20 protein-coding genes and 1 pseudogene are annotated in these 23,649 nt (G+C 38.1%); 9 read left to right on the top strand and 12 right to left on the bottom strand.

The features are described 5' to 3' along the window. Window positions 1–34: 34 nt before the first annotated feature. The 6 genes from SKA34_RS08705 to SKA34_RS08680 form a co-directional block, all read right to left on the bottom strand. Window positions 35–988, bottom strand: coding sequence for a DUF523 and DUF1722 domain-containing protein (locus SKA34_RS08705; protein WP_006645144.1), 954 nt, complete (start codon window positions 986–988; stop codon window positions 35–37). Between the two features lie 129 nt (window positions 989–1,117). After that, window positions 1,118–1,333 (bottom strand): TIGR02450 family Trp-rich protein, encoded by a 216-nt coding sequence (locus SKA34_RS08700; protein ID WP_039860118.1) that lies wholly within the window; start codon window positions 1,331–1,333, stop codon window positions 1,118–1,120. 23 nt (window positions 1,334–1,356) lie between these two features. Then, window positions 1,357–2,304 (bottom strand): DUF523 and DUF1722 domain-containing protein, encoded by a 948-nt coding sequence (locus SKA34_RS08695; RefSeq protein ID WP_006645142.1) that lies wholly within the window; start codon window positions 2,302–2,304, stop codon window positions 1,357–1,359. Between the two features lie 467 nt (window positions 2,305–2,771). After that, a complete protein-coding gene (rlmF, locus tag SKA34_RS08690) occupies window positions 2,772–3,791 on the bottom strand; it encodes a 23S rRNA (adenine(1618)-N(6))-methyltransferase RlmF (RefSeq protein WP_006645141.1) in 1,020 nt (339 codons plus the stop codon). 151 nt (window positions 3,792–3,942) lie between these two features. Then, entirely contained in the window at window positions 3,943–4,743 is an 801-nt protein-coding gene (locus tag SKA34_RS08685) for a slipin family protein (RefSeq protein ID WP_006645140.1), read from the bottom strand. A gap of 37 nt (window positions 4,744–4,780) precedes the next feature. Next, the gene (locus tag SKA34_RS08680; protein ID WP_006645139.1) at window positions 4,781–6,169 is read right to left on the bottom strand and encodes a nodulation protein NfeD; all 1,389 of its coding nucleotides are present in this window, start codon (window positions 6,167–6,169) and stop codon (window positions 4,781–4,783) included. Between the two features lie 204 nt (window positions 6,170–6,373). Here SKA34_RS08680 and SKA34_RS08675 point away from each other — a divergent pair, with 204 nt between their 5' ends. Further along, complete coding sequence (locus tag SKA34_RS08675) at window positions 6,374–7,594, top strand: transporter substrate-binding domain-containing protein (protein ID WP_006645138.1); 1,221 nt, start codon at window positions 6,374–6,376, stop codon at window positions 7,592–7,594. Window positions 7,595–7,672: 78 nt separating this feature from the next. Here SKA34_RS08675 and viaA read toward each other — a convergent pair whose 3' ends face one another. Together viaA and SKA34_RS08665 are read right to left on the bottom strand one after the other, a co-directional pair. Further along, window positions 7,673–9,130: an ATPase RavA stimulator ViaA gene (viaA, locus tag SKA34_RS08670; RefSeq protein ID WP_006645137.1), complete on the bottom strand. Its 1,458-nt coding sequence runs from the start codon at window positions 9,128–9,130 to the stop codon at window positions 7,673–7,675. A gap of 73 nt (window positions 9,131–9,203) precedes the next feature. Continuing rightward, window positions 9,204–10,862 (bottom strand): ATPase RavA domain-containing protein, encoded by a 1,659-nt coding sequence (locus SKA34_RS08665; protein WP_006645136.1) that lies wholly within the window; start codon window positions 10,860–10,862, stop codon window positions 9,204–9,206. Window positions 10,863–11,166: 304 nt separating this feature from the next. Here SKA34_RS08665 and SKA34_RS08660 point away from each other — a divergent pair, with 304 nt between their 5' ends. Continuing rightward, window positions 11,167–11,994 carry a phosphate ABC transporter substrate-binding protein gene (locus SKA34_RS08660; protein ID WP_006645135.1) on the top strand — a complete coding sequence of 276 codons (828 nt, stop codon included), beginning with the start codon at window positions 11,167–11,169 and terminating at the stop codon, window positions 11,992–11,994. Window positions 11,995–12,102: 108 nt separating this feature from the next. Here the strand turns inward: SKA34_RS08660 and SKA34_RS08655 are convergent, their stop codons facing one another. Further along, window positions 12,103–12,963, bottom strand: a complete 861-nt coding sequence (locus SKA34_RS08655; protein ID WP_006645134.1) for a sulfurtransferase — start codon at window positions 12,961–12,963, stop codon at window positions 12,103–12,105. Window positions 12,964–13,007: 44 nt separating this feature from the next. Further along, window positions 13,008–13,844: a DUF5718 family protein gene (locus SKA34_RS08650; RefSeq protein ID WP_006645133.1), complete on the bottom strand. Its 837-nt coding sequence runs from the start codon at window positions 13,842–13,844 to the stop codon at window positions 13,008–13,010. Window positions 13,845–14,038: 194 nt separating this feature from the next. On the opposite strand from SKA34_RS08650, the gene SKA34_RS08645 reads away from it, so the two are divergent. Both SKA34_RS08645 and SKA34_RS08640 read left to right on the top strand, forming a co-directional pair. Next, entirely contained in the window at window positions 14,039–15,172 is a 1,134-nt protein-coding gene (locus SKA34_RS08645; protein ID WP_006645132.1) for a serine protease, read from the top strand. A 150-nt stretch (window positions 15,173–15,322) separates the two neighbouring features. Continuing rightward, window positions 15,323–16,261 (top strand): siroheme synthase, encoded by a 939-nt coding sequence (locus SKA34_RS08640; protein ID WP_006645131.1) that lies wholly within the window; start codon window positions 15,323–15,325, stop codon window positions 16,259–16,261. 126 nt (window positions 16,262–16,387) lie between these two features. Here SKA34_RS08640 and SKA34_RS08635 read toward each other — a convergent pair whose 3' ends face one another. Continuing rightward, a complete protein-coding gene (locus SKA34_RS08635) occupies window positions 16,388–16,885 on the bottom strand; it encodes a DUF1097 domain-containing protein (RefSeq protein WP_006645130.1) in 498 nt (165 codons plus the stop codon). Window positions 16,886–17,169: 284 nt separating this feature from the next. Here SKA34_RS08635 and nagZ point away from each other — a divergent pair, with 284 nt between their 5' ends. Beyond that, window positions 17,170–18,174, top strand: coding sequence for a beta-N-acetylhexosaminidase (gene nagZ, locus SKA34_RS08630; protein ID WP_006645129.1), 1,005 nt, complete (start codon window positions 17,170–17,172; stop codon window positions 18,172–18,174). 79 nt (window positions 18,175–18,253) lie between these two features. On the opposite strand, the gene SKA34_RS08625 is transcribed toward nagZ, so the two are convergent. Further along, on the bottom strand, window positions 18,254–19,792 hold the full coding sequence (locus SKA34_RS08625) for an EAL domain-containing protein (protein WP_006645128.1): 1,539 nt from the start codon (window positions 19,790–19,792) through the stop codon (window positions 18,254–18,256). Window positions 19,793–20,187: 395 nt separating this feature from the next. On the opposite strand from SKA34_RS08625, the gene SKA34_RS08620 reads away from it, so the two are divergent. From SKA34_RS08620 to SKA34_RS08605, 4 genes and pseudogenes are all read left to right on the top strand, one after another. Beyond that, the gene (locus tag SKA34_RS08620; protein WP_004998436.1) at window positions 20,188–20,508 is read left to right on the top strand and encodes a hypothetical protein; all 321 of its coding nucleotides are present in this window, start codon (window positions 20,188–20,190) and stop codon (window positions 20,506–20,508) included. Then, window positions 20,505–20,858 carry an IS66 family insertion sequence element accessory protein TnpB gene (gene tnpB / locus SKA34_RS08615; RefSeq protein ID WP_006643801.1) on the top strand — a complete coding sequence of 118 codons (354 nt, stop codon included), beginning with the start codon at window positions 20,505–20,507 and terminating at the stop codon, window positions 20,856–20,858. Before SKA34_RS08620 ends, tnpB begins: the two co-directional genes overlap by 4 nt. Window positions 20,859–20,917: 59 nt before the next feature. Then, a pseudogene (locus SKA34_RS08610) lies at window positions 20,918–22,463 on the top strand (IS66 family transposase). 99 nt (window positions 22,464–22,562) lie between these two features. After that, window positions 22,563–23,483, top strand: a complete 921-nt coding sequence (locus SKA34_RS08605) for a DUF368 domain-containing protein (RefSeq protein WP_039860114.1) — start codon at window positions 22,563–22,565, stop codon at window positions 23,481–23,483. The last annotated feature ends 166 nt before the right edge of the window (window positions 23,484–23,649 follow it).

The raw sequence follows: 23,649 nt of genomic DNA, 5'->3' as shown, positions 1-23,649 counted from the left end.
ACGGCGTTATATCCCTTAAGTCTACAATACTTATTTATAAAGAATAACGTAACTTCAACGCTTCAGGATATGGCGCTAAATAAGCTTGCTTTGATAAATACTCATTTGGATTTAATGATAAATGATGATTAATGAGTGTCAACGGCGCAATTAATGGCAGGTTACCTTCACGATAGCGCATAATAACATCACGTAGTTCTGCTTTTTGTTGTTTATCTAAATCACGTTTAAAGTAGCCTTGAATATGTAGCAATACGTTCGTATTCGTTTTGCAATTTGAACGATGCTTAAGACCGTCCATTAATAATTGACGATACTCAACAAAGAACACATTAATATCGCTCCATTGATGACTCCTAGCTAACAACTGACCAAGCTTACGATACGTTGCTGGGTGGTTTGCCATCAAAGCTAACTTATAACGAGCATGGAAGTTCATTAATTTATTGCGAGTAATTCCGTCTTCGCCTTTAACACTCTCATATAAATCATTAAGTGCATAAACCCGAAAAACAAAGTTCTCTCTTAATACGGGATCGCATAAACGACCATCTTCTTCAATCGGTAACCATGGCATTTTCTGCATAAGACGTTTAGTGTAAATACCAACAGAGCCGCCAGGTACTGAATGACCATTATCAAGATAAAGTTTAACTCGCTCCATACCGCAAGAAGGCGATTTAGCACAGACAATGTAACCACACAAAGTTTCGAATGAACGTAAAACATTATCAGTAAATGCATTCATTTTATCTGTATAATCAAGCGTATTATCTTTACTATCAACTAAACGAACATCAATACTGTTATCTAATAAACGAATAACTGGACGAGGGATCGTCATGCCAATTCCAACCTCAGGACAAACTGGCTTGAACTCAAAATAATCACTTAATTCTTCTTCTGCGAATTTAAAAAGTTTATGACCGCCATCAAAACGTACTTGTTGTCCTAAAAGGCAACCACTTATTCCTACTATAATCGCCATAAATACTCCGTTGACACTTAACCCTATAAACCATGCAAAAGTTAAGCTTAATATTGCTATAAAATAATATTGAATGAAATAATACTGTAATGATTGGTTACATCTTTTCTATTAATAACGTTACTTACATTATTTCCACCCTTGATACCACAACGAAGTATTCCTTAAATCTTGCCAATTAATCATAAATTCACGTTTAGACATTACTGCCTCCATCGTGCAATGCAGTACTTTTCCTTCCTCGTTAATTTCAAGATCAGTAATAATAAAATGTTTTTCTTTATTTTTAGGAGTTGCAGCAGTCCACTTACTATTTAATAACTTTTTCGGGTTGAATTGATTCATCATATTTACACTTGACTCCATTATTACAATGAGAAACGAAGCTTTAATTTTTCAGGGTAAGGCGATAAATATGCTTGTGTTGCAAGATATTCATCAGGGTTTACTGTTAAATGATGATTAATAAGTGTTAACGGAGCGATTAAAGGAATATTTCCCTCACGATAGCGCATAATTACATCACGCAACTCTGCTTTTTGCTCTTTATCTAAATCACGCTTAAAATAACCTTGAATATGCATTAACACGTTGGTGTTATTTTTACGACTTGCACGATTTTTCAGGGCGTCCATAAATTGCTGACGATAAGTTAAGAAAAACTCACTTAAGTCATCCCACTCATGAATTTTAGATACTAAACGTCCAAGCGAACGATAAGACTCTTGATGATGTGCCATTAAGCAAAGTTTGTAACGAGAATGAAACTTAATAATTTTGCCTCGTGTAATACCACCATCAACACTACGATAAAGATCATCAAGGGCATAAACTCGGAAGATAAAGTTCTCTCGCAATACTGGATCACATAGTCGTCCATCTTCTTCTATAGGTAACCATGGCATTGCTTCCATTAGTCGCTTGGTATAAATACCCACTGAGCCACCAGGCACTGAGTTACCATTTTCTAAATACAATTTAACGCGTTCCATACCACAAGAAGGTGATTTAGCGCACACCACATAGCCACGTAACCACTCAAAACTAGGTATGATTTTATCGGCAAACGCCTTCATTTTACCAGTATGATCAATAGCATTATCTTTGCTATCAACAAGACGGACTTCAATACCATTGTCTTGTAAACGGATTACCGGACGCGGCGTAGTCATCCCAATAGCCATTTCAGGACATACCGCTCTAAAGCTAAAGTATTCAGCTAAGTCTTCTGCTACAAAACGATTACGTTTATGTCCACCATCAAAACGCACCTTCTCGCCTAATACGCATGAACTGATTCCTACAGGAATACCCATACCCGTCTCCAAAGTTGTACACTATTTTCTTGTTGTACAATTAATGTAGACAAATAGATCAGCTTGTACAAGTTTTTTTATTGTATAAGTGTTAATGGGGACTAATATGAAACGCTATAAAACATTGAACACACACAGCATACTTATCATTAATCACTAATTAACAATGAGTTACCTTAGCATGACTCGTAATGATGATTATGAAATGACTTTATTATTAAGTATTGTAAGAAGAAGGTCGGATGAAATTAAAAAAAAGAGAAAGGAGGCAATTCTGTACAGCTTGAGTTGACGAAGGTGTCTTACACAGAGAGTAAGCCTATTGGGTTATTAGAAAAAAGTATATAATTAACATCCTAATATTGTTCTATTATTCTAATACTTTGTAAATAGGTGAGAATATAATGAGAATTAACAATAAAGCGATGTATTGATAAACACATCGCTTATTTATATCAAACGCTAAATTAGCTCCAGCGTTCCTGACGCCATTCTTGTTGCTGCTCTTCGTTTAAGAACGTCCAAGCAATAAGACGTGAAATCTTTTGACCCTGTGACATTTCAATGGTTTTTACCGAAACCGCTCCTACTTTCTCAAGTTGCTTGTAAAGTACGCCTAGGTTTTCTTTCTTCGATACTAAGGTTGTAAACCAGAAGCACTGTGTTGCCTTAGTAGCACTTTGGTTGATCATTTTTTTGATAAAACCAGCTTCACCGCCTTTACACCACAATTCAGCTTTTTGGCCTCCAAAGTTTAAAACAGGTGTTGTTGACTTAGCATTATTAAATGCAGGCGATACGTTACCGCGAGAACGAGCTTTTTGTTTCTTATTCGCATTGGCTGCAAGATTACGTATTTTTCGCTCTGAACCTGCCATTGCTTCTTCTTCAGAACTATGGAATGGCGGATTACATATCGTAAAATCAAACACTTCTTCATCGTTAATCATATCTGTAAAGATATTATCAGCGTTCTTTTGTAAACGAATTTGAATAGCGCCTTTTAGACGTGGATTGTTACCGGCAATGAATTTTGCTGATTTCACAGCAAGAGTATCGATTTCTGAACCAACAAATTGCCAGCCATAAACACGATGTCCAATAATTGGATAGACACAGTTTGCACCGATACCAATATCTAAACCACGAACACCTTTACCTTGAGGAATCTCCCCTTCGTTAGATTGCGCCAGTAAATCAGCAATGAAATGTAAATAGTCGGCACGACCAGGTATCGGTGGACATAAAAAACCAGCAGGAATATCCCAATGTTCCACTTGATAAAAGTGCTTCAATAACGCTTTGTTTAATGTTTTAACTGCAAGTGGATCAGAGAAGTTAATAGATAGATCACCAAAAGCATTTTCACTAACGTGCTGATCTAACTCTGGGGTTGCTTTAATTAGTGTCGCAAAATCATAACGCTCACGATGTGGGTTACGTGGGTGTAAGCCTTGTTTAGGCTGTGCGTTTTTCTTTTGGGTCATCTTTGCTTCTCGCAGAATTGGATCTTATCAAAGCGCAGCATTGTACATGCTTATCGATGATTAACTTAGCGTTTAAGCGACTAATAATTGAATAATTCTCAAATTGTATATTTATTTATCACCTTATCAAAAATTAATAACAACACTCTCTTTACTTTTCCTTATTGCTGTCTAAACCTTGCAATTTAATTTTGGCCATTTCTGACACATCATCTGCCGTTAACTTATCAATTAAATTAATTGGTAGCGGGAAGATGATAGTCGATGTACGTTCATTAGCGACCTCTGTTAGGGTTTGAAAATAACGTAATTGAATCGCGTTTGGCGATTTATTTAATTCGTTAGCAGCCTGCTGTAATTTTACCGAGGCTTCCAACTCACCTGTCGCATGAATGACTTTTGCACGACGTGAACGCTCTGCTTCAGCTTGTCTTGCTAAGGCTCTAACCATACTGTCATCTAAATCAACATGCTTTATCTCAACATTGGCGATTTTTATTCCCCAATTATCAGTATGTTGATCAAGGATACCTTGTAGCCCACGATTTAATTCTTCTCGTGCAGACAGTAACTCGTCCAATTCATGTTGACCAAGTACAGAACGAAGCGTTGTTTGTGATAGTTGACTGGTCGCTTCTAAATAATTCTCTACATTGTTGATCGCCATTTTTGGATCAACCACTTTAAAATATACAACAGCATTTACATGTACTGATACATTGTCACGTGTAATTAAATCTTGAGTAGGTACATCAAGCACAATAGTACGTAAATCGACTCGCACCATTTGCTGTATAAACGGTACAATAATAACCAAGCCAGGCCCTTTTACCTCATAAAATCGGCCAAGAAGAAATACAACAGCCCTTTCATACTCTCGCAAGACCTTAAACATGCTGATAATTAATATAACCACCAGCACGACAATAACCGCAATAGAATAAGTAACCATATTACTCTCCTTACAAAGTCTTTAATTAGCTAATTTCTTAGGGATCAATTTCAAGCCATAACCCACGAACTGCAGTTACAATTACCGTATCACCTTTATGAAAAACCCCTGTGCTGGTTGCCTGCCATACTTCTCCTTCAACTAATACTCGATATTTACCCGCTTCATTGTCCACATATATAACCGTCGCTTGCTGACCGATTAATGTGCTGATTCCCGTTACTACAGGCTTTTTGCGAGATTTAACCAACATTGTAAGGATGATAAAGAAAAAGGCTGCAGATACCGCGGTAAAACCTATGATCAGTGGTATTGCAATTTGATAACCAGGAAGATCGGTATCCATTAACATAACCGAACCTAGTGCAAACGATACTATGCCCCCTAAGCCAAATATACCGAAACTGGGACTAAAGGCCTCAGCAACCATTAGCATGACGCCTAGAACAATCAGCGCTAAGCCTGCATAGCTAATCGGTAACATTTGAAGCGAATACATCGCAAGCACAAAACATATCCCACCAAGTACCCCAGGTAACCCAACTCCGGGATTATAAAATTCCAGTAACAGCCCATACATGCCGATCAGCATTAAAATGTACGCAACATTCGGATTTGTTAGAACAGATAACAACTTAAAACGCCAGTCTTGTTCTCGTTCAACAAACCGTACATTATTCAACTCAACTGGAGTTTCTACACCGTTAAGTTTCACCATTCTGCCATTGGATTTTTCTACTACCTTTGCTACATCTTGAGCAATGAAATCAATCACGTTCTTCTGCAATGCCGTTTCTGCGCTGATACTAGCGGATTCTGTTACTGCTTTAACTGCCCATTTAGCATTGCGATTATGCAATTTTGCCAAACTTTCGATATAAGCAGCGGCATCATTTATGACTTTATTTTCCATGGCAGAACCACTTTTTTTGGCGGCTGGCTCTTTAGACGATTGGTCTGATCCCTCGCTACTTTTTATTTCATCCTCACTTTTAGATTTCTCCTCACTTTTATCACCAGTAAACGGAGACTCACCTGCATTTCCTCCACCGATGGATACCGGTGTTGCAGCTCCTAGATTTGTACCATTTGCCATAGATGCAATATGGCTGGCTAATAAAATGTAAGTACCGGCACTTGCGGCTCTGGATCCTGATGGGCCAACCCATGTTGCAACGGGTACTGGAGAAACCGTAATAGCCTGAATAATTTGCCTCATTGAAGAATCTAGGCCACCGGGGGTATCAAATTGTAAGATGATCATCGCGGCGTTATTTTTTTGTGCTTCGGATATTTCGCGCGTTACGTAATCACTTGTTGCAGGTCCAATCCCTCCTTTTATATTAATCACCCATACATCTTGGGCAAAAACAGATGAACAGAAAAGAACAAGACTTAGTAGTAAGTATTGAATAAACGTTTTCATACGCTTCACCCACTAATAAATTAATAAAAGCTCTAACTATTGATACCGATATAATAAATAGTTTGCTGTTTAACTATACGTGTAACAAAAGGAATTAGTTTTCTTAAAATTGAATCCTTGCCTTAGGAATGCCACAAGGGAGTCCATCAAAACAGAAGAAAGGATTTATACTTAAGAGTAAAAACAACTAAAGGATAGTTAATAATGCCGCAAGAAAATATTCTTATTATTTACTGTTCTGCACGTATTGCTAAATATCATCACCTACTTTTACTGGTATTATTAATCGTTATTTTTACTGGAAGTTATTCACATATCGCCATTGCGAATACACAAATGACAGCAATAACGGATACCTCAAAGACAAACCATCAAGCTGTTAATACATCGCAGGAACTGACAACGACCGCGTCAAGCAACAAAAATCTGATCATCGGTACTTATATTTGCCCTCCTTTTGTTATACAGGATCAATTTGGTGAATATACGGGATTAAGTATTTTACTGTGGCAGCAAATAGCAGAAGAATTAGAACTACCCTACACCTTCAAAAATTACCCTTTGAAAGATCTATTAAAAGCGGTTGCAACGAAGGAAATCGACATTGGATTGTCGTGTTTATCAATCACACCAGAACGAGAGCAAATTATTGATTTTTCACACTCATTCTACGAAACACATCTTGCAATTGTCGTTAAATCTGCCAGTCATTTCGATACATTTAAAAGTATTATTACTAACAGACATCTCTTAACAATTATTGCTGTTTTTGTCACGGCTGCGTCAATTGTAGGTGGCCTATATTATTTATTAGAGCACAGGGTTAATGACAAGCTTTACTCGATGCGATCAAGACCCGCACAGTTAATTGAAGGATTTATTCTAGGGTTATTATTTATTACCAAAGGACCTTTCAATTATTACGAATTTAAAACGCTAACAGGACGAGTACTAACGGTTGGACTGGCGGTTTTCACAACGCTATTTATTGCCAGCATTACCGCAGTTTTAGCCAGTACATTTACTATAGGATTAATTAATAGCGATATAAAAAGTCCCAACGATTTAGCAAATGTTAATACTGGCGCAAAAACCGCTTCAACGTCATCTCTATTTTTAACTCGTCACAGTATTGCTCATCGTCAATACGACACAGTCGTTGAAATGTTAGATGCTTTGGAACGTGGTGAAATTGATGCTGCCGTCAATGATGATGCAATTGTAAAATATGAAATAAAGATCGCAAAACAAAACGGTAAATATGAAAAATTAACCGTCTTACCTTATCAATTTGAAAAGCAAAATTATGGTATCGCGTTAATAGAGCAAAGCCCTTATGAAGAATCAGTAAACCGAGAATTATTACAATTTAGACAGAGTAATGAATGGCGTAATGCATTACTTGAGTACTTTAAAATAAAATAATCCTCAAAATACAAAGGATAAACAGTTATTCACGCGATAGCGTTACAGGATTAAGCCATAGCGTGAATAATGTAGATATTAACTAATGCGGAGTAATTTACCTAATTGACTCAGTTTCGATGGATGATAGGACCAGCAATGATCGAACATATCTAAAAGTTCTGGATTACCGTATTTCGACAGGTTAACGGCATGAAAACGGTTCTTCTGTACTTTCAGTTTTTCTACTCGGCTCAACATCGCCTCAGGTTGGCTGGGCGCAATAAAGTCAGATAACACCACAAGATCAGCATTTTTATATTTACCTTCACTCATCAAATCGACCGATTGATCCAATACAGGACCAAGATCTGTACCGCCATGGAATGAATAAGATAAAAAGTTAACCACTTCGGTTAATCCATCTTGCTTAGTTAACTCATACGTAATCTGTTGAGTTGAAAACATAATGACATAACAATCACGTTCATCAGCAAGTGCTATTTGCATTAAGCCATAAGCCAATGCTTTGGCACAATTTTCAGGGAAACCCGACATAGAACCTGAGGCATCAATACAAACAATAAATGGGCCTTTATCTTGATCTACCTTTTTGGTTTGTCGTTTATACGCTTTTACCTTACGTAATTTACGCTGTGTACCTTGCATACGGTAATTCATTAAACGTTTATCGGCTAAGTGTTTATAAAACACCACTTCCAATTCAGGATAGGCTAAAAACATTGCTTCATTAGGTAAGAGCTTGGCGAGATCGTCACTTTCATGAATCCCAACAATATCATCAGTGACATTGTCACTTTTCTCTTCCACCAGCTTGAATTCTTCTGCTTTTACACGTTCTTTATTAGGATCATCGACTTCACTTGCCATACGTCCTAACTTCGCAGCAATATCTTGCAAGCCGTTATTATTTTTCAAAAACTTTGCAATTTTCTTCATGACGTCGACGTCTGTCTGCGTCAATTTCGCTTTCGCCATATCCCATAAACGGCCAGCTTTTTTCTCATCGCCAGCTTCAGTTACCTCTTCCACTTGCTTCAACGTTTCAATACGTTGATACAAGTCTTTCAACAACTCTTCTTTATTTTCTTCAATTTCCGACTCTTGCGCTTCTTTTAAGGAATAAGCTATATACTCATACCATTTATCACAAAAGAATCGTTGAAACATCGGATTATGTTTCTGATGCTCTTTGGCAACAAGGTTTTTTGCTTTAAAATAAAACGAAGACTGACCTTCAAGTTTTCTTACGACTTCATCAGCATGCTCTATAAAATAATCTTGATCCCATTTACAGACTTGTTGATAAAGCTCTATTTCTTCATGAAACCTTTCTACCACTGTCCCCTTAGCGGTTTGGCGGATCATTTGCCCTCGCCATTTCATGACTTGGTTTTTCATCGCCGTTTTAACACCAGGGCTAGATTCTGCAGCCATTAATAATTGCGGTCGCACAATAACTTCATGAACAGCACTGTCAATAACGCCTGATTCAGCAAGCATCAGTGCGAAGTTTAACCCTTCAGAGACTGGCATATGCGATTCTCCTTTTTCGTGTCTACCGTTAGGTGTTGATTACACCCAACGATAAACTGCTTAACAACAAGCATTATTTGGCAAAATACTCAGAAAGATGGGTAATGCGGAATGTACTTTTTTCGACAAGACCTTTAAGCTCTGCAACTTTATCAGCGGCATCACACAAACTTTGTTCAATAAGTGCAGGAAGGGCATCATTAATAAAGTTATGTGGTAACGCTCCATGGAAACTTGTACGTGACTTTTTAATGTTATGCTCTGCATCAACTATTTTAGCCATAGCACCATCAACAGCGTCTTGCCACGTTCGCTGCTGTGTTTCAGTAATGCCTTTATTACCTGCAATGCCAACTAACACCGAGCGATTAGCAATATCTTTAATAGTTAGACGATTTTGCGCATCAATTTCAAACTGTAAACGACACAAATGCGTATTCTTATTTACAAAACCATAAATGTCACATTTACCCGTCCTAATTTTCTTATCAAACTCATCGCCGTCTACGTATACCCATCGGCTATCACCCGGCTCTTGTTCCGAGACTGATGGGTTTTGCTGTAGCATCACCAATTTGATCATACGAGGGTTATTGTTAACGTTAAATCTTGCTGCTGTCGCAAAGTTATATTTAAACCATTCTTTACGCATTGTGCTTTCTTTAGTGAAAGACACAGACAATTTATTAACGACATCATCGTTAATCGTATTTATGATTGTTTCCGCTTCATTAGCGTCAAAATTTGATTGAGTCTGATTAAAGGCATATTCTGACGCGAATGTATTAATGATATTACAGATAACGTTACGCGATTCAGGGCTATGCCATAAGCAATCTTGAAGCAATAATAAATCAAGAGGATTGATTTCACTGCGACCATTAAAAAACGCGCTAGCTTTTAATAGTCGTACAGACTTTTTCCAACGTCGATCAGATATATACAGCTCACTGTCACTATCAATCACATCGGTTTGATTAACATGCTCTTCAACCATAGATTTAAGCTTAAAGATTTGTTCAAAGGTCTCTTCACTTAATTGGATCTCATCAATATGTTGCTGCCAGTTAACATACTCTTCATCTTTGATAGTGAGACTTGGATCAATGTCTTGTAATGTTGGCCCTTCACCCATCAATAGAGCTTTGAAGTTCTTTTTCTCTTGAATTCGATTAACGAACACACGAACAAGCATTCGATCATATAAAGCATCAAGGCCACTATCTTCATCTGGTAACTCGTTAGATGCAGTGACCAAAAGACGCATAGGTACAGGTAAAACATCTTGACCATTTTTGAAAGTACGTTCGTTAACCACTGTTAATAACGTATTTAGAATAGCAGGGCCGGCTTTCCAAATTTCATCAAGGAAAACCACTTGTGCTGTAGGTAAGTAACCATCAATTAAACGGACATATTTACCGTTATCTTTTAATTCTTGAATAGATAAAGGCCCAAACACCTCTTCAGGCGTTGAAAAACGTGTCATCAAGTAATCAAAAAATTTACTATCGTCAAAAGCTTGAATTAATCGTTTTGCAATTAAACTCTTTGCGATCCCTGGAGGTCCTAAAAGAAAAACACTCTCTCCTGCTAATGCAGCAAGCAAACACAGCTTAATCACTTCCTCACGTTCATAGACGCCATTAGAAAGCCCTTTAATCAATTTTTGAATCCGTTCAGATAAAATAGCTTTATTCGGTGATGTTGCTGATGTTGCCATTTTAAGCATATAACCAACCTTGTGTATTTCCCACTAACACTGTACGACGTCTAGTTAAAACATTAAGAGTAAATTCCTTACACTTAATGTTATATCTGTTAATCGACTTTAGCATTTTACCAAGTTGATTCAAAATTTTATCTTATATTTGCAATGATATTAACCATATACTCTCATAGTATTAACGTTTCACAGTGACTATTTCTAGTAACTATTAACTCGCCATCACGTAAGTTTTAGTTATGAGATTCACAATCTTGTAATACTATCGTAATAACATACGCTCGAAATAACTAAGCTCATGGAGTAAAAAATGCTTAAAACAGTAATTCGCTTATTAGCATTAGGCGTATGTATATCATTCAATGTACAAGCAAAAGAAACAGTGACCGTTGCAGGCTCTACATCGGTAAGCCAAATTATGGATGTGCTTGCAGATACCTACTCGGCAACCCATAAAGATACCACTATTGAAGTTCAGGGTATCGGTTCAACCGCGGGTATTAATGCTGTTAAGCAAGGTGTCGCAGAAATAGGAATGAGCTCTCGAGTAATATCTCTTGCTGAGTTAGGTGATAACTATAAAACCGTTACTATTGCCCATGACGGTATTGCGCTAGTGGTAAATAAAGCGAACCCTGTAACAAATCTTACGCGCGAACAACTTATTGGTATTTACCAAGGTAAAATCACTAACTGGAAATCAATTAACGGTAAAGATTTAGATATGGCAGTCGTGAGCCGTGAAAATGCATCAGGCTCTCGCTTTTCGTTTGAACACTTTATGGGGCTAACCAAGCAAGTTTCTGGTTTTACTGTTTCAGATATTAGCCGACGTGTACTTGTAGTAAGTACCAATGGCATGGTTAAAAGTTTAGTTTCACATAATGAACATGCAATAGGCTATGTGTCTCTTGGCTCTGTTGATAATTCAGTGAAAGCCCTATCGTACGATAATGTTTTACCGACCGCTGCTAATATTGAATCAGGCGAATATAAAATTGCTCGCCCGTTTTTGTTGATGTTTAAACAAAAAGACTTACCCAATGATGCGCAAAAATTTATTAAATTTATCCTTTCTAACCAAGCGCAAACTGTTATCAAAGATAAAGGCTATGTTGCTATTGATGAGAAAGCCTGAACGTTACAAATTAAATAACTCACATTAATAACCAAGACAAATAAAGGCGACAGTATTAACTGTCATGCTGTTACACTGCTCGCCTTTATATTTCTATTTTAACAATATTTATTTAATAACGGGGTAACGCTCATTTGCGCCCCATTCTGTCCAAGAACCGTCATAAACAGTGAGTACTTTACGACCAATAAGATTTGCAGCTAAAGCTAAAATACATGCTGTCACACCTGAGCCACAGCTAAAAATTAAACGCTGCTCTGGCGTTGATAACGTATCGAACTTGGCTTTTATCTCTGCTAGCGCAATAAAATGGCCATTATCGAGTAATTCACCAAACGGTAGATTTTTTGCGTTTGGCATATGACCACTTCGAATGCCCTCTCGCGGCTCTTTCACTGAGCCCATGAAACGTGCGCGTGGTCTTGCGTCAATCACTGCAACATTCTTATCTGTTAGTAATTCATTAAGGTGTTCAGCATCTATCACCCATTCTGATTGTAACTGAGCATTAAAATCCATTGGGATAACACTTTCTAACTCACCTGATTCGAGTTCAAAACCGGCTTCTAACCATGCTGGTAAACCACCATCTAAAACAGAGACATTGTTGTGTCCCATTGTTTTAAACATCCACCAGCCGCGTGGGGCTGAAAACATGCCTAAGCTATCGTAAATCACAACATGAGTATCATTACTAATACCTAGTTTACTTACCTCGAGTGAGAACAACTCAGCCGACGGTAACATATGTGGTAAATCAGAATCTGGAGCTGCTAGCTTGTTATTAAAATCAAAAAAGCACGCATGTGGAATACGTTGTTCAATCAGCTCTTGCTCGGGATCACGATCAACGCCGGGCATAAAAGACGTAGCATCTAAAACGACAATATTATCTTGTACATTATTCGCTAATGCTTGATGTAACCATTGCACTGAAACTAAGTCTTGATGTGGTACTGATGTCGACATGACGGATCCTTTCTTTATGCTATAAACCAGATTTATTTTACTACTTAATCAACCGTTTGTATCAATATAGATAGCCCATCACTTTGCCAATCATTGTTTTCAGCCATGCGAAGTACATCATTGCTGCTATATAAAGTGCCATCATAAATAACCACAATACTGGTATCGCCTGATTGCAAGAAATGTGTTTCGCCGTATGCCGTATAACGAGTTGCTCCAATACTAATAATGGCTTGTTTAGGGTGATCGGCTTGATTAAGCAATTCGTTAATATTTTCAGTGGGCCCAGCATCCAGTTGGTGATTCATACGTTCAATTACCCAATCCAGTAACTTTTGATGAAAATAGCTATATCCAACTACAGGGCTATCTTCACCATAGCAATGAAGTTGACCATTAGATTGATGAAAACTTGCGATACGGAAGCGATCTAATATCCCTCTGGTTTGGAAATGGTCGATATCAATCAAAGTTTTGGAAATCCCTTTACTGTTTGCCCCCCAATTTTTTTTCTCACTAATTTTATTCGCATCGGGCTTTCTAATCGAACAGTCGTTATACGCTGCAAACTGACGTGGAGTTAAACCAACGACATTAATTTCACCATTACTTTGTTGTTGATATTCAATATCACAAATAAGCGCAACTTCGGGTTCAATCTGTAAATTATCAGCATTGTTTGGTGGCGTAATACGCGTAGATGAAAGTGGGTATTCGGTTAGAAATGAATCTGTATTAGAAGGTATATAAAAAGGAAAAATACCTTTAGGTTGAACCTCTTCTTTTACTTCGACATTAAAAAAATCTCTTGCTTCACCTGCTTGTTCTAAATGCCCTGCAAAGTTTCCTGCAACACCAAAACCAATAAATGATCTAAACATAACTCAATCCAGATAATGAAAATATATCGTACATTCTAAATTCATCAACATAAGTTTTCTGGAGTTTAGTTATCAATAATGTGTATCTAAATTAATACAAATTCATTTTTTTGCGATAAACAACACGTTACTGGTAATTTTTTAAACAGTTGTAGCTACGCTTTAATAAACAACAGTTCAAGGCGGAGCTGCACATGACATTGTATTTGTGGGTAAAAAAATTAACGTACTTAGTCGCTATTTTCTTCGTTATTAGTTACCAATCTCTTGTGTTAGCAAATACAACAGTTAATACACAAGCGGTAGCAAAAGCGATTAACGGTTTCGATGCTACCCTTTATGATTCAAATCTGATCCCTTGGCAAGCAGCACTAAAACAAAAAGGGTTTGATAGTGTCATCTGCGGCGCTGTTGTAATAAGTGAGTTTTGGTTATTAACAGCAGCGCACTGTCACTCTTCTGAGCTAGGGGGAACTGCCATTGTTGGTACAAGTCAGATTGAAGACGGTAATTTTATTAATATTGATAACAAGCATTTTTTTAAAATCATTCAGAAAATCATCCACCCTAATTATAATGAGGACAATTTCACCAATGATATAGCACTCTTTCGTGTTAATCGTTCAATGTATGATATTGCTCAACCAATTATGCTTGCTACGCCTAATGAACAAATAATGGCCGATAACATATTTAGTAACTCTTGGGCGACAAATATCGACTCTCCTGCTACTGCAATCGCTTCTGGTTGGGGTGATACACTTAAAGAAGGTTATCCAACAACATTACAAGTAATTAGTTTAGCCGGTGTTCCTGATAACCAATGCGTTGGTCTCAATATCGGCAATGAGCATATTGTCTGCGCAGATTCAAACATTAATGGCTTAATTAAAGATGTATGCAACGGTGATTCTGGCGGTCCACTTATCTGGCAAAATCAACAAGCCGTATCTGATAGTGATAAAGGTATTCGATTAATTGGGTTAACCAGTAATGGCGCAAAGTGTTCAAGTCGAAATGACTCCCCAGAAAACCAATACAATCAACTAACTGGACAATATACTCAGGTTTCAACACATCGTGATTGGATAGAACAACAAATACAATCTTATGATGATTCAACATTCTCACTTAATGAGCCTTCATTAAAGCCAACGCTAAATATCGATCCTTTTGCAGTAATAAAAGATGCTTCAAGTAATAGAGACAATACGAAAATTGTCGTGACTGCGGCAGCAGAACAAACAGAAAGTGGCGGCACAATAACCTTTTATAGCCTGCTAGTTACACTTCTCATACTTTACTATCGTCAAAACCAACGTCACTAAACAAAGCTCAATGATTACAATGTTAAACTTGCCCTTAATAATCTTTTCATGGTAATAAATTAGTAACCTTTATGAAGTGATTGATTTCTTTGTAAACATTAGCTTGTTGCACAGCTCAAAATAAAATGAGCGATTTGACGGATATACAAAATGGATTTTTTCCCTGTTTTTCTAAAGTTGACCCATAAAAAAGTATTAGTCGTGGGTGGTGGTGAAGTGGCCTGCCGCAAAGTAGATTTATTACTTAAAGCAAAAGCTAACATTACGCTTGTCTCACCAGAGCTTCACCCTCACCTTGTATCACTACTCGATGAAGGTAAATTTGAATATCTAAAAGCACGTTACGAAAAGTCACTTCTTACACAGTTTGACCAAGTTTGGACGACAACCGATTCTCGTGAACTCAACCATCAAGTTTATCATGATGCGAATGCATTAAAGATATGGACAAATGTTGTTGATGACCCTGCATATTGTGATTTTATAACGCCATCCATGATTGATCGTTCACCAATGCAAGTTGCCATTTCAAGTGGTGGCGCATCACCTGTGCTAGTCCGTTATTTACGAGAACGTTTCGAAACACAATTGCCGCAAAACTTAAGCTTATTAGCTCATTACTCAGGTCAGCAGCGTACTCGAATAAAACAGCATTATAAAACCGTTGATGAACGTAGAAAGTTCTGGGAGGCTTTTTTCCGTTTACCTGCAGTTGAAACAGCAACAACAGAGCAAGAATTAGAACAGGCTTTTAGTGGATTATTAACATCATACCAAGATACAGGTGCTAACTTGTATTTAATTGAAACGGGTAACGATCCTGAATTATTAACACTGAAAGCATTACGTTTGATGCAGCAATCAGAATTTGTTCTCTACCCTGAAGGGAAGAATGATATTTTTGTCGACCTTTGCCGTCGAGATGCGGACCGTGAAAGCTACGAACATGAAAACGTTATTGCTCGTGCGAAAGAATTACTGAATGAAGGCATGCGTGTTTGTGTATTAGCCCCTAAAGACCAGCACCGTCCAGTATTGAAAAAACTGTGTGTAGATCGTAATGGTATTTTTGTGCCTAGCCATAGCTAATCATCGTAGATAGAACAAATATAAATTTATCATTACATATAACAATGCCGCTGATTTATCGCTTTTTTAAGCATAAATCTAGCGGCATTATTAATAACGATAAGAACAATATTTAAGATTGTTTAATTAGTCCTGAGTAATTGGAATGTCTGTTTCAGCGCGAGCCGTTTTTTTTTCTGCGAGTTTCGCGTGTAGCCATAAACCAGAACTCTTCATTAAATAGCCAAATACTACACCCACAACCAATGATGGTATAACCAATTGCCAATTACCATTGGCAGCAAACGTTGCGCATGAGCCTATAAAGGTACCAGGGATAAAAGATAACCACGATTTTTTTGCTTGTGCACACATCATAAATGCGACCAGAGCAGTGACAACGTAACCAATAACATCAAGGTTGACTAAAGATGAAAACTTAATGATCACCATCGCCCAAAAAACGCCGCTTAGGTTTGTCGCTATGCTTAACCCAACACCCTTTATACCATCGCGTTGAAGAGCAAAATATGTCGTGCAGCCAAGAAATCCCCCCCAGCTTAATAGGCCAAGAGATACTGCTACCCAACCCCAAATCCCAGATAAAATTCCTGTTGTTAAAGCGATTGCTATAAGTACCGACATGACTCACTCTTTGACGATGACTGAACTGTTTTTAGTGTAACCTAAGATCTATACCAATTAAGCAATAAAGATCACACAACACAAATAGATTTACATTTTATCTCATAAATTAATTAACGAGTATCACACTAATATCTATGATTTAACTATATTAGGAATTATTAAGCCGTGTTCACTCCCTAGAAAAATCCCATCATCATCATGCATAAAATTGTATTAAAAATTGCGGATAAAACTGACTATGGTAATTTATCGCCAATTACAATGTTACTCGGAGTGTCGTCATGGGACCTTTAATGCTTGATGTATCAAGTTATGAACTTGATGCAGAAGAACGCGAAATTATTCAACATCCTACAGTAGGCGGTATCATCTTTTTCGCCCGAAATTATGACAACCGTGAGCAACTTCGAGCGTTAGTTAAAGACATTCGAAAAACGGCTAAACGTCCTTTACTGATTGGTGTCGATCAAGAAGGTGGACGTGTTCAACGTTTCCGCGAAGAGTTTACTCAATTACCACCAGCTCGTGCTTTTTCTGCTTCTAAAAATGGAGAAGCGCTTGCTAAGCAAGGCGGATGGCTAATGGCTGCTGAACTACTTGCGATGGATATTGATATTAGTTTTGCACCTGTGCTTGATCTTGGTTATGACTGTAAAGCAATCGGTGATCGCGCTTTCTCAAATTCTCCACACGACATTATTCGTTATGCTAGCCAATTTATAAATGGTATGGCCCAGGCTGGCATGGCTGCAACCGGTAAACACTTCCCTGGTCATGGTGGTGTTATTGCAGACTCTCACTTAGAAACGCCTTACGATTCAAGGGATAATATTAAACAGCATGATATGACCGTATTTAAACACCTCATCGAAAATAATCTGCTGCAAGGTATCATGCCAGCACACGTTGTATTTGATGCTTATGATGAAAAACCAGCAAGTGGCTCTGAATATTGGTTAAAACAGGTATTACGTAGAGAGTTAGGCTTTAACGGCGTGATCTTCTCTGATGATCTTAATATGAAAGGTGCTGATGTATTAGGCAGCTACAGCGAACGAGCCATCGCAGCGCAAGAAGCCGGTTGTGACATGGTTATGTTATGTAATAACCGTGAAGGTGCTGTAGAGGCCCTTGATGGTTTGCCTCAAGTTCAAGTACCGATTTTAGAAACATTATTGAAAAAACCTACTGCTGAATATAGTGATTTAATCAGTACTCGTATGTGGAAAGAAAACCAAGATGCGGTTGCTCGCCTCGCACAAGAGTGGAAAGAGAAAAAAATTTAACACGTGCTTACTGCATCATTACCAACAAAAAAAGCCGACATTATGTCGGCTTTTCTTTAATGAAAGCTCATTATCTTGTCTAAATAGCCAAAAGCTTATTCTTATTTTTTATTTCATTGTTATATATCGAAAACTCTTCAGCATTCATTGGTATTCCAAAATAAAACCCCTGTTGAAGATAAACATCACGCTCAACAAGGTAATCAGATTGCTCTTTAGTCTCAACGCCTTCTGCTATCATTTCCATTCCAGCTTGTTTACCGAAGGCTATAATAGAATCTAACAGAGAAAGTTTGATATCAGTCGTACCGATATTCTCGACGAACATTTTATCGATTTTTAAACTTCGCAAGTTCAATTCTTGAATATAACTGAACCCACCATATCCTGTACCTGCATCATCTAACTTAATATCTATACCCTGAGTTTTGAGATATTGAATAACCTTAGACGCAATCGTAAGATCTTCAAATTGTTTACGTTCTGTAATTTCAAAGGCAACCTGTTTAACAGGGATCTTTGAATTTTTGAACAATGCTAATGACTCATTCATTATTTGTAAATTTTCTAATTGTTGTGGCACCAGATTAATACTGATCACTCTATCGGTTAACTGCCAGTTGATAGAACTCAAGTCTTTAATCGTTTTCTCGATCAATAAATTAGTAATAGGGATAATTTGTCCGCTTTTCTCAACATAAGGAATAAATTCCATTGGTGATATTAAACCAGCCCCTTTTTTCTTCAATCGAGCAAGTACTTCGCAACCATAAAGTTCTTTCTTTTTTAAATTAATAATAGGTTGGTAATAGGGTATAAACTCTCGTTTAACTATCCCTCGCTGTATTAATGCATGTAACGATAAGCGTCGTCTAATTAATAAACGCCGGAACAAAATTAAAAATCCAGCAATAAAAGCACCAACTAAAAATAGTGGCATTCTTAATGATTGTGATTCTTTATCTAATAAGTCTGATTTAATGTAATTAGAAAATTTCAAACCATTAGGCATTAAAACTTCATATATAGGTTTAGTCGTGTATGATTTATTAAAATCTTGCCAACCAAAACGATCATTATCTGCTGATACAGATGTTAAAACACAACCTTCACAGTATTTATTTCGTAATATTTCTTCAACGATTGGCTCTAAAGACAGAACCAACCTCCCCTTTTTACCTTGCCACCGAACTTCAAAAATACGTTGTAGACTATTTTTTTCAGAAGATAACCATAGCGATATCGTATTGCTATAAGTTTTAATTTTTCGAGATTCAACATGTTGATCATGATTTTCTTCATAAAAACTCGAACATGTACTTTTGCCTGAGGGTGTTAAAGATATCTTACGGATAAGATAGTTACTATAAGCAATACGTCTTAATTGCTCCTGCTCTTTCTCAGTACAGGTAAAATCAAAATTACGACTAAGATTCATTATAAACTCTTGATAATCTCCTATATTTTGAATGTAGGTTTGTACCAATTCATCAGTATCTGTTTGAATTTTTGTTGATAACTGTTTAGTTGCAAAATATGGTGCGAGAGTCGTAAAGCCAAAGCCGATTAAGATAACAAAAAACATTAAACCAATACCAATATGACCTGAAAATCGCATTAATAAAATGTCATTAATCGTTTTAGTTAATCTCTCTTTCTTAAAAATTTAATAAACCATCATTGTTATTATTAAAATCCACCATCCATGTAGACCTCTATTAAAATCATTCCTTATAATAAATTTAAAACCTAAAGCATTATTAAACAAGCCATTGAGACGATTAAATAACAGCAGAGATCACATGTTATAAAATAATCATTTCAATTAAGATCTGATACTCTAACTTATAAAAAATAATCATCACAATCAAATTTAATAAAAAACAATTCTATATTGGAATAATATAATACCAATCTCCTCTATTAATATAACGTAAGCGTGCCATAAACACCGCATTCTAATCACTTTACTCGAAGAATAAGATCAAATCTCCAATCCAAAGGAGATTTAAAATGGCAACACGACGTACCAATCAAGAATGGCAGACTTTGTTTGAGTGCTATGAATCCAGCCAACTCACTCAACGTGCTTTTTGTGAACATCACGGATTAAGTCTTTCCACGTTTCATGCCAAACGCCAACAGTTAACACACCTTCAAACACCACAGACTAACGGCTTCGTCAAAGCAAACGTTGTAGAGCAGACAACACGTTACCATATGACGCAAATACCTACCGCGAATATGACACTTTTTGTCAACGACGTTGAGCTGAGTATTCCTCAAGGCACGCCCGCTGCCTACCTGGCAGAACTCATTGGAGCCTTGTCATGAAACATATGCTAAGTGCACCAGATATTTATCTGTATCGTGAGAGTGTCGATTTTAGAAAGTCCATCAATGGCCTCGCGGCGATTATCGAAAGTGACACCGATTTACCCTTGGGAAGCGGCGCACTATTCCTGTTTACCAATAAACAGCGCGACAAAATCAAAGTGTTGTACTGGGATAAAACAGGCTTTGCACTTTGGTATAAACGCCTTGAAAAAGCCAAGTATAAATGGCCGTCAAAAGAGAAAAATGACGTGTTTACCCTGACTCAATGCGAGCTTGATAGACTGCTTTCTGGCTTCACGATTATCGGCCATAAACCCGTTCAAATAAACGATTTTACAATGACTTAATCGATAATAAAGCTATATCCACCAAGCGTTAACGGCATGACTTTAGTATAATAAATGCCATGAAAAAGACGCCAAATATCAACCCAGAAAGCCAAGATGTTGCCGAGCTACAAGCGATGGTGAAAGAGTTGTTGGCGTTGCAAAAACACAGCGAATCTCAGTGGAAACAAGAGCGTCAATCTCTGCTGAGCACTCAAACTGGCTTTCGACCGCCAGTTCGCAAAACGCTCGGAGGCGTTAAAGCCCTACGATGAATCTCAAGGTGACCTCTTCAACGAAGCGGAATGTGAAGCCGCTAAGGAAGAAGAGGTTGAGGTTACGACGACCACCACAACCACAACGAAGAAACGCGGTAAGCGTAAGCCTCTTCCAAAGACCTTACCTCGTGAAGTTATCGAACTTGATTTAGACGACCATGAAAAGCAGTGTGCATGCTGCAATCATGACCTGCATAAAATCGGTGAAGACAGCAGTGAAAAGCTGGAGTTTTCGCCAGCCGTACTCAAAGTGCTGGAATATGTTCGCCCTAAATATGCTTGCCGCCAGTGCGAGCAAACTGAAGACAGCAATCACATCGTTCAAAAGCCAGCACCGCAAAGCATTATCCCGAAGAGCTTTGCCACAGAAAGCTTGCTTGCCAACATCATTCTTGGCAAATACCAGTACGCGATGCCACTTTACCGCCAAGAGTCGCTGTTTACCCAGTCGGGAATCGAGCTATCACGAACCACTATGGCCAGATGGGTTATCCAAGTTAGTGAGAAGTTCAAACCACTCTATGCCGCTCTAAAAGAGCACCTACTTCAACAAGTGGTGGTCCAGGCGGATGAAACGCCACTCAATGTTCTCAAGGAAGAAAAACAGTGTTACATGTGGCTCTACTGCTCGGGCGCAGACTCGCCAGAAGCCGCACTCCCCAATGTGAAGAATATTGCCTTGTACGACTATCAAAACAGTCGCGCGAGGGCATGCCCTGTTGCCTTCTTGGGGGATTACAGTGGTTATCTACAAACCGATGGCTATGGTGCCTATGATGGTCTTTATCACGTCACCAATGTTGGCTGCATGGCACATGCACGGCGAAAGTTCATGGAGGCTAAGAAGCTTCAAGGTAAAGGTAAGTCAGGCAAAGCAGATAAAGCGCTGGCCAAAATCCAGAAGCTCTATGGGATAGAATCGCGCTTAAAAGGTGCGACTGTCGAAACACGAAAAGCAGAACGTCAACTGCATAGCAAACCGATACTGGACGAGTTGTACGAGTGGATGACATCTCAACAAGTGATAGCGTCTAGCCCGCTGGGTAAAGCGATAAAATACACGCTCGGCCAATGGCCGAAGGTGATCCGCTATATCGATGACGGTCACTTATCGATAGACAATAACCGCGCTGAACGCGCAATTAAACCGCTGGTCATTGGCAGAAAGAACTGGTTGTTCTCGAACACGCCAAATGGTGCTGATGCGAGTGCGATGCTTTACAGCATCGTCGAGACTGCGAAAGCCAACGGCCTTATCCTCTACGACTACATGGTCAAGTGCATGAAAGAGCTCGCGAAAGCTGAGCCCGATATCGATGCACTCCTACCTTGGAACCTCAAACACTAACAAATATCGCCCCGTGGGTTCATGGGGCGTTTACGTATCTTTCTCATTACTTATATAATGCACCAAATGTTTTTGGCTATCATCGAGATACATAATCTAATGACTAAACTTTTCACCTTTCTAAAAGGCATGGCCATGGGGGCTGCAGATGTTGTCCCTGGGGTTTCTGGCGGCACTATCGCCTTTATCACTGGTATTTACGACACCTTACTTGAAAGCATCCGTCGTATTAACCCATCGCTTATTGGCATCATTCGAAAAGAAGGGCTTAAAGGGGCATTTGAACATATAAACGGCACATTTTTGATCTGTTTATTTGCTGGTATTTTAACCAGTATCTTTACCTTTGCTAAACTCATTACTTGGATGCTAGAAACCCATCCAATTCCATTATGGTCATTTTTCTTTGGTTTGATCATTATCTCTGTTATCCATATGTTCAAACAAGTAGAAAAATGGTCTATTAATCGATTTATTGCCATTGTTATTGGCGCTGTGTTTGCTTATGGGATTACCGTCCTTCACCCTGTCGCAATGGAGCCATCGCCTATCAACGTACTTATTGCTGGTTCTATTGCAATTTGTGCCATGATTTTACCTGGAATATCTGGAAGCTTCATATTACTCCTGCTAGGTATGTATGCACCGATTCTTGCGGCTGCTAAATCTATTGATGTTGTTACGCTTGGTCTTTTCGCGATAGGTTGTGTTGCAGGGCTATTAACGTTTTCGCACTTCTTATCATGGGTCCTTCGTAACTACCGTGATATTGCACTAACTTTTTTAACAGGTTTAATGATCGGTACATTAAGTAAAATCTGGCCTTGGAAAGAAGTGGTAAGTTGGCGTGTAAATTCACATGGTGAACAAGTACCATTACTTGAACATAACTTGTCACCATTTAACTTCGAGCAAGTTACTGGACAACCCGCACTGATCGGATACGCCATTTGCGCAATGGTTCTAGGTATTCTGGTTGTTTGGGGATTAGAAAAGTTTGCAGCAACTGAGCAAAAATAATTTATCTAAAAGTCCATTAAAGAAGGCAGCCATTTGGTTGCCTTTTTTTGAATTGTATTTTTTAGAACAAGGGTAAATTTACCTCACAAAAGCACTAAACATACCTACACTTAAAGGACAACCAAAGCATAATCACAGCTGTACTATTAAACTTGTTTAAGGATAA

This window comes from Photobacterium sp. SKA34, assembly GCF_000153325.1.
Lineage (GTDB): Bacteria > Pseudomonadota > Gammaproteobacteria > Enterobacterales > Vibrionaceae > Photobacterium.
This window is presented reverse-complemented; position numbering and strand designations above follow the sequence as displayed.

Coding starts and splice junctions, on each gene's coding strand:
- SKA34_RS08680 (WP_006645139.1), bottom strand. CDS start 6,169: ATGAAAACGTTTATTCAATACTTACTACTAAGTCTTGTTCTTTTCTGT.
- tnpB (WP_006643801.1), top strand. CDS start 20,505: ATGAAACATATGCTAAGTGCACCAGATATTTATCTGTATCGTGAGAGT.
- SKA34_RS08685 (WP_006645140.1), bottom strand. CDS start 4,743: ATGGTTACTTATTCTATTGCGGTTATTGTCGTGCTGGTGGTTATATTA.
- SKA34_RS08700 (WP_039860118.1), bottom strand. CDS start 1,333: ATGAATCAATTCAACCCGAAAAAGTTATTAAATAGTAAGTGGACTGCT.
- SKA34_RS08645 (WP_006645132.1), top strand. CDS start 14,039: ATGACATTGTATTTGTGGGTAAAAAAATTAACGTACTTAGTCGCTATT.
- SKA34_RS08665 (WP_006645136.1), bottom strand. CDS start 10,862: ATGCTTAAAATGGCAACATCAGCAACATCACCGAATAAAGCTATTTTA.
- SKA34_RS08635 (WP_006645130.1), bottom strand. CDS start 16,885: ATGTCGGTACTTATAGCAATCGCTTTAACAACAGGAATTTTATCTGGG.
- SKA34_RS08660 (WP_006645135.1), top strand. CDS start 11,167: ATGCTTAAAACAGTAATTCGCTTATTAGCATTAGGCGTATGTATATCA.
- SKA34_RS08650 (WP_006645133.1), bottom strand. CDS start 13,844: ATGTTTAGATCATTTATTGGTTTTGGTGTTGCAGGAAACTTTGCAGGG.
- SKA34_RS08675 (WP_006645138.1), top strand. CDS start 6,374: ATGCCGCAAGAAAATATTCTTATTATTTACTGTTCTGCACGTATTGCT.
- SKA34_RS08655 (WP_006645134.1), bottom strand. CDS start 12,963: ATGTCGACATCAGTACCACATCAAGACTTAGTTTCAGTGCAATGGTTA.
- SKA34_RS08625 (WP_006645128.1), bottom strand. CDS start 19,792: ATGCGATTTTCAGGTCATATTGGTATTGGTTTAATGTTTTTTGTTATC.
- viaA (WP_006645137.1), bottom strand. CDS start 9,130: ATGCCAGTCTCTGAAGGGTTAAACTTCGCACTGATGCTTGCTGAATCA.
- SKA34_RS08705 (WP_006645144.1), bottom strand. CDS start 988: ATGGCGATTATAGTAGGAATAAGTGGTTGCCTTTTAGGACAACAAGTA.
- SKA34_RS08605 (WP_039860114.1), top strand. CDS start 22,563: ATGACTAAACTTTTCACCTTTCTAAAAGGCATGGCCATGGGGGCTGCA.
- SKA34_RS08695 (WP_006645142.1), bottom strand. CDS start 2,304: ATGGGTATTCCTGTAGGAATCAGTTCATGCGTATTAGGCGAGAAGGTG.
- rlmF (WP_006645141.1), bottom strand. CDS start 3,791: ATGACCCAAAAGAAAAACGCACAGCCTAAACAAGGCTTACACCCACGT.
- SKA34_RS08620 (WP_004998436.1), top strand. CDS start 20,188: ATGGCAACACGACGTACCAATCAAGAATGGCAGACTTTGTTTGAGTGC.
- SKA34_RS08640 (WP_006645131.1), top strand. CDS start 15,323: ATGGATTTTTTCCCTGTTTTTCTAAAGTTGACCCATAAAAAAGTATTA.
- nagZ (WP_006645129.1), top strand. CDS start 17,170: ATGGGACCTTTAATGCTTGATGTATCAAGTTATGAACTTGATGCAGAA.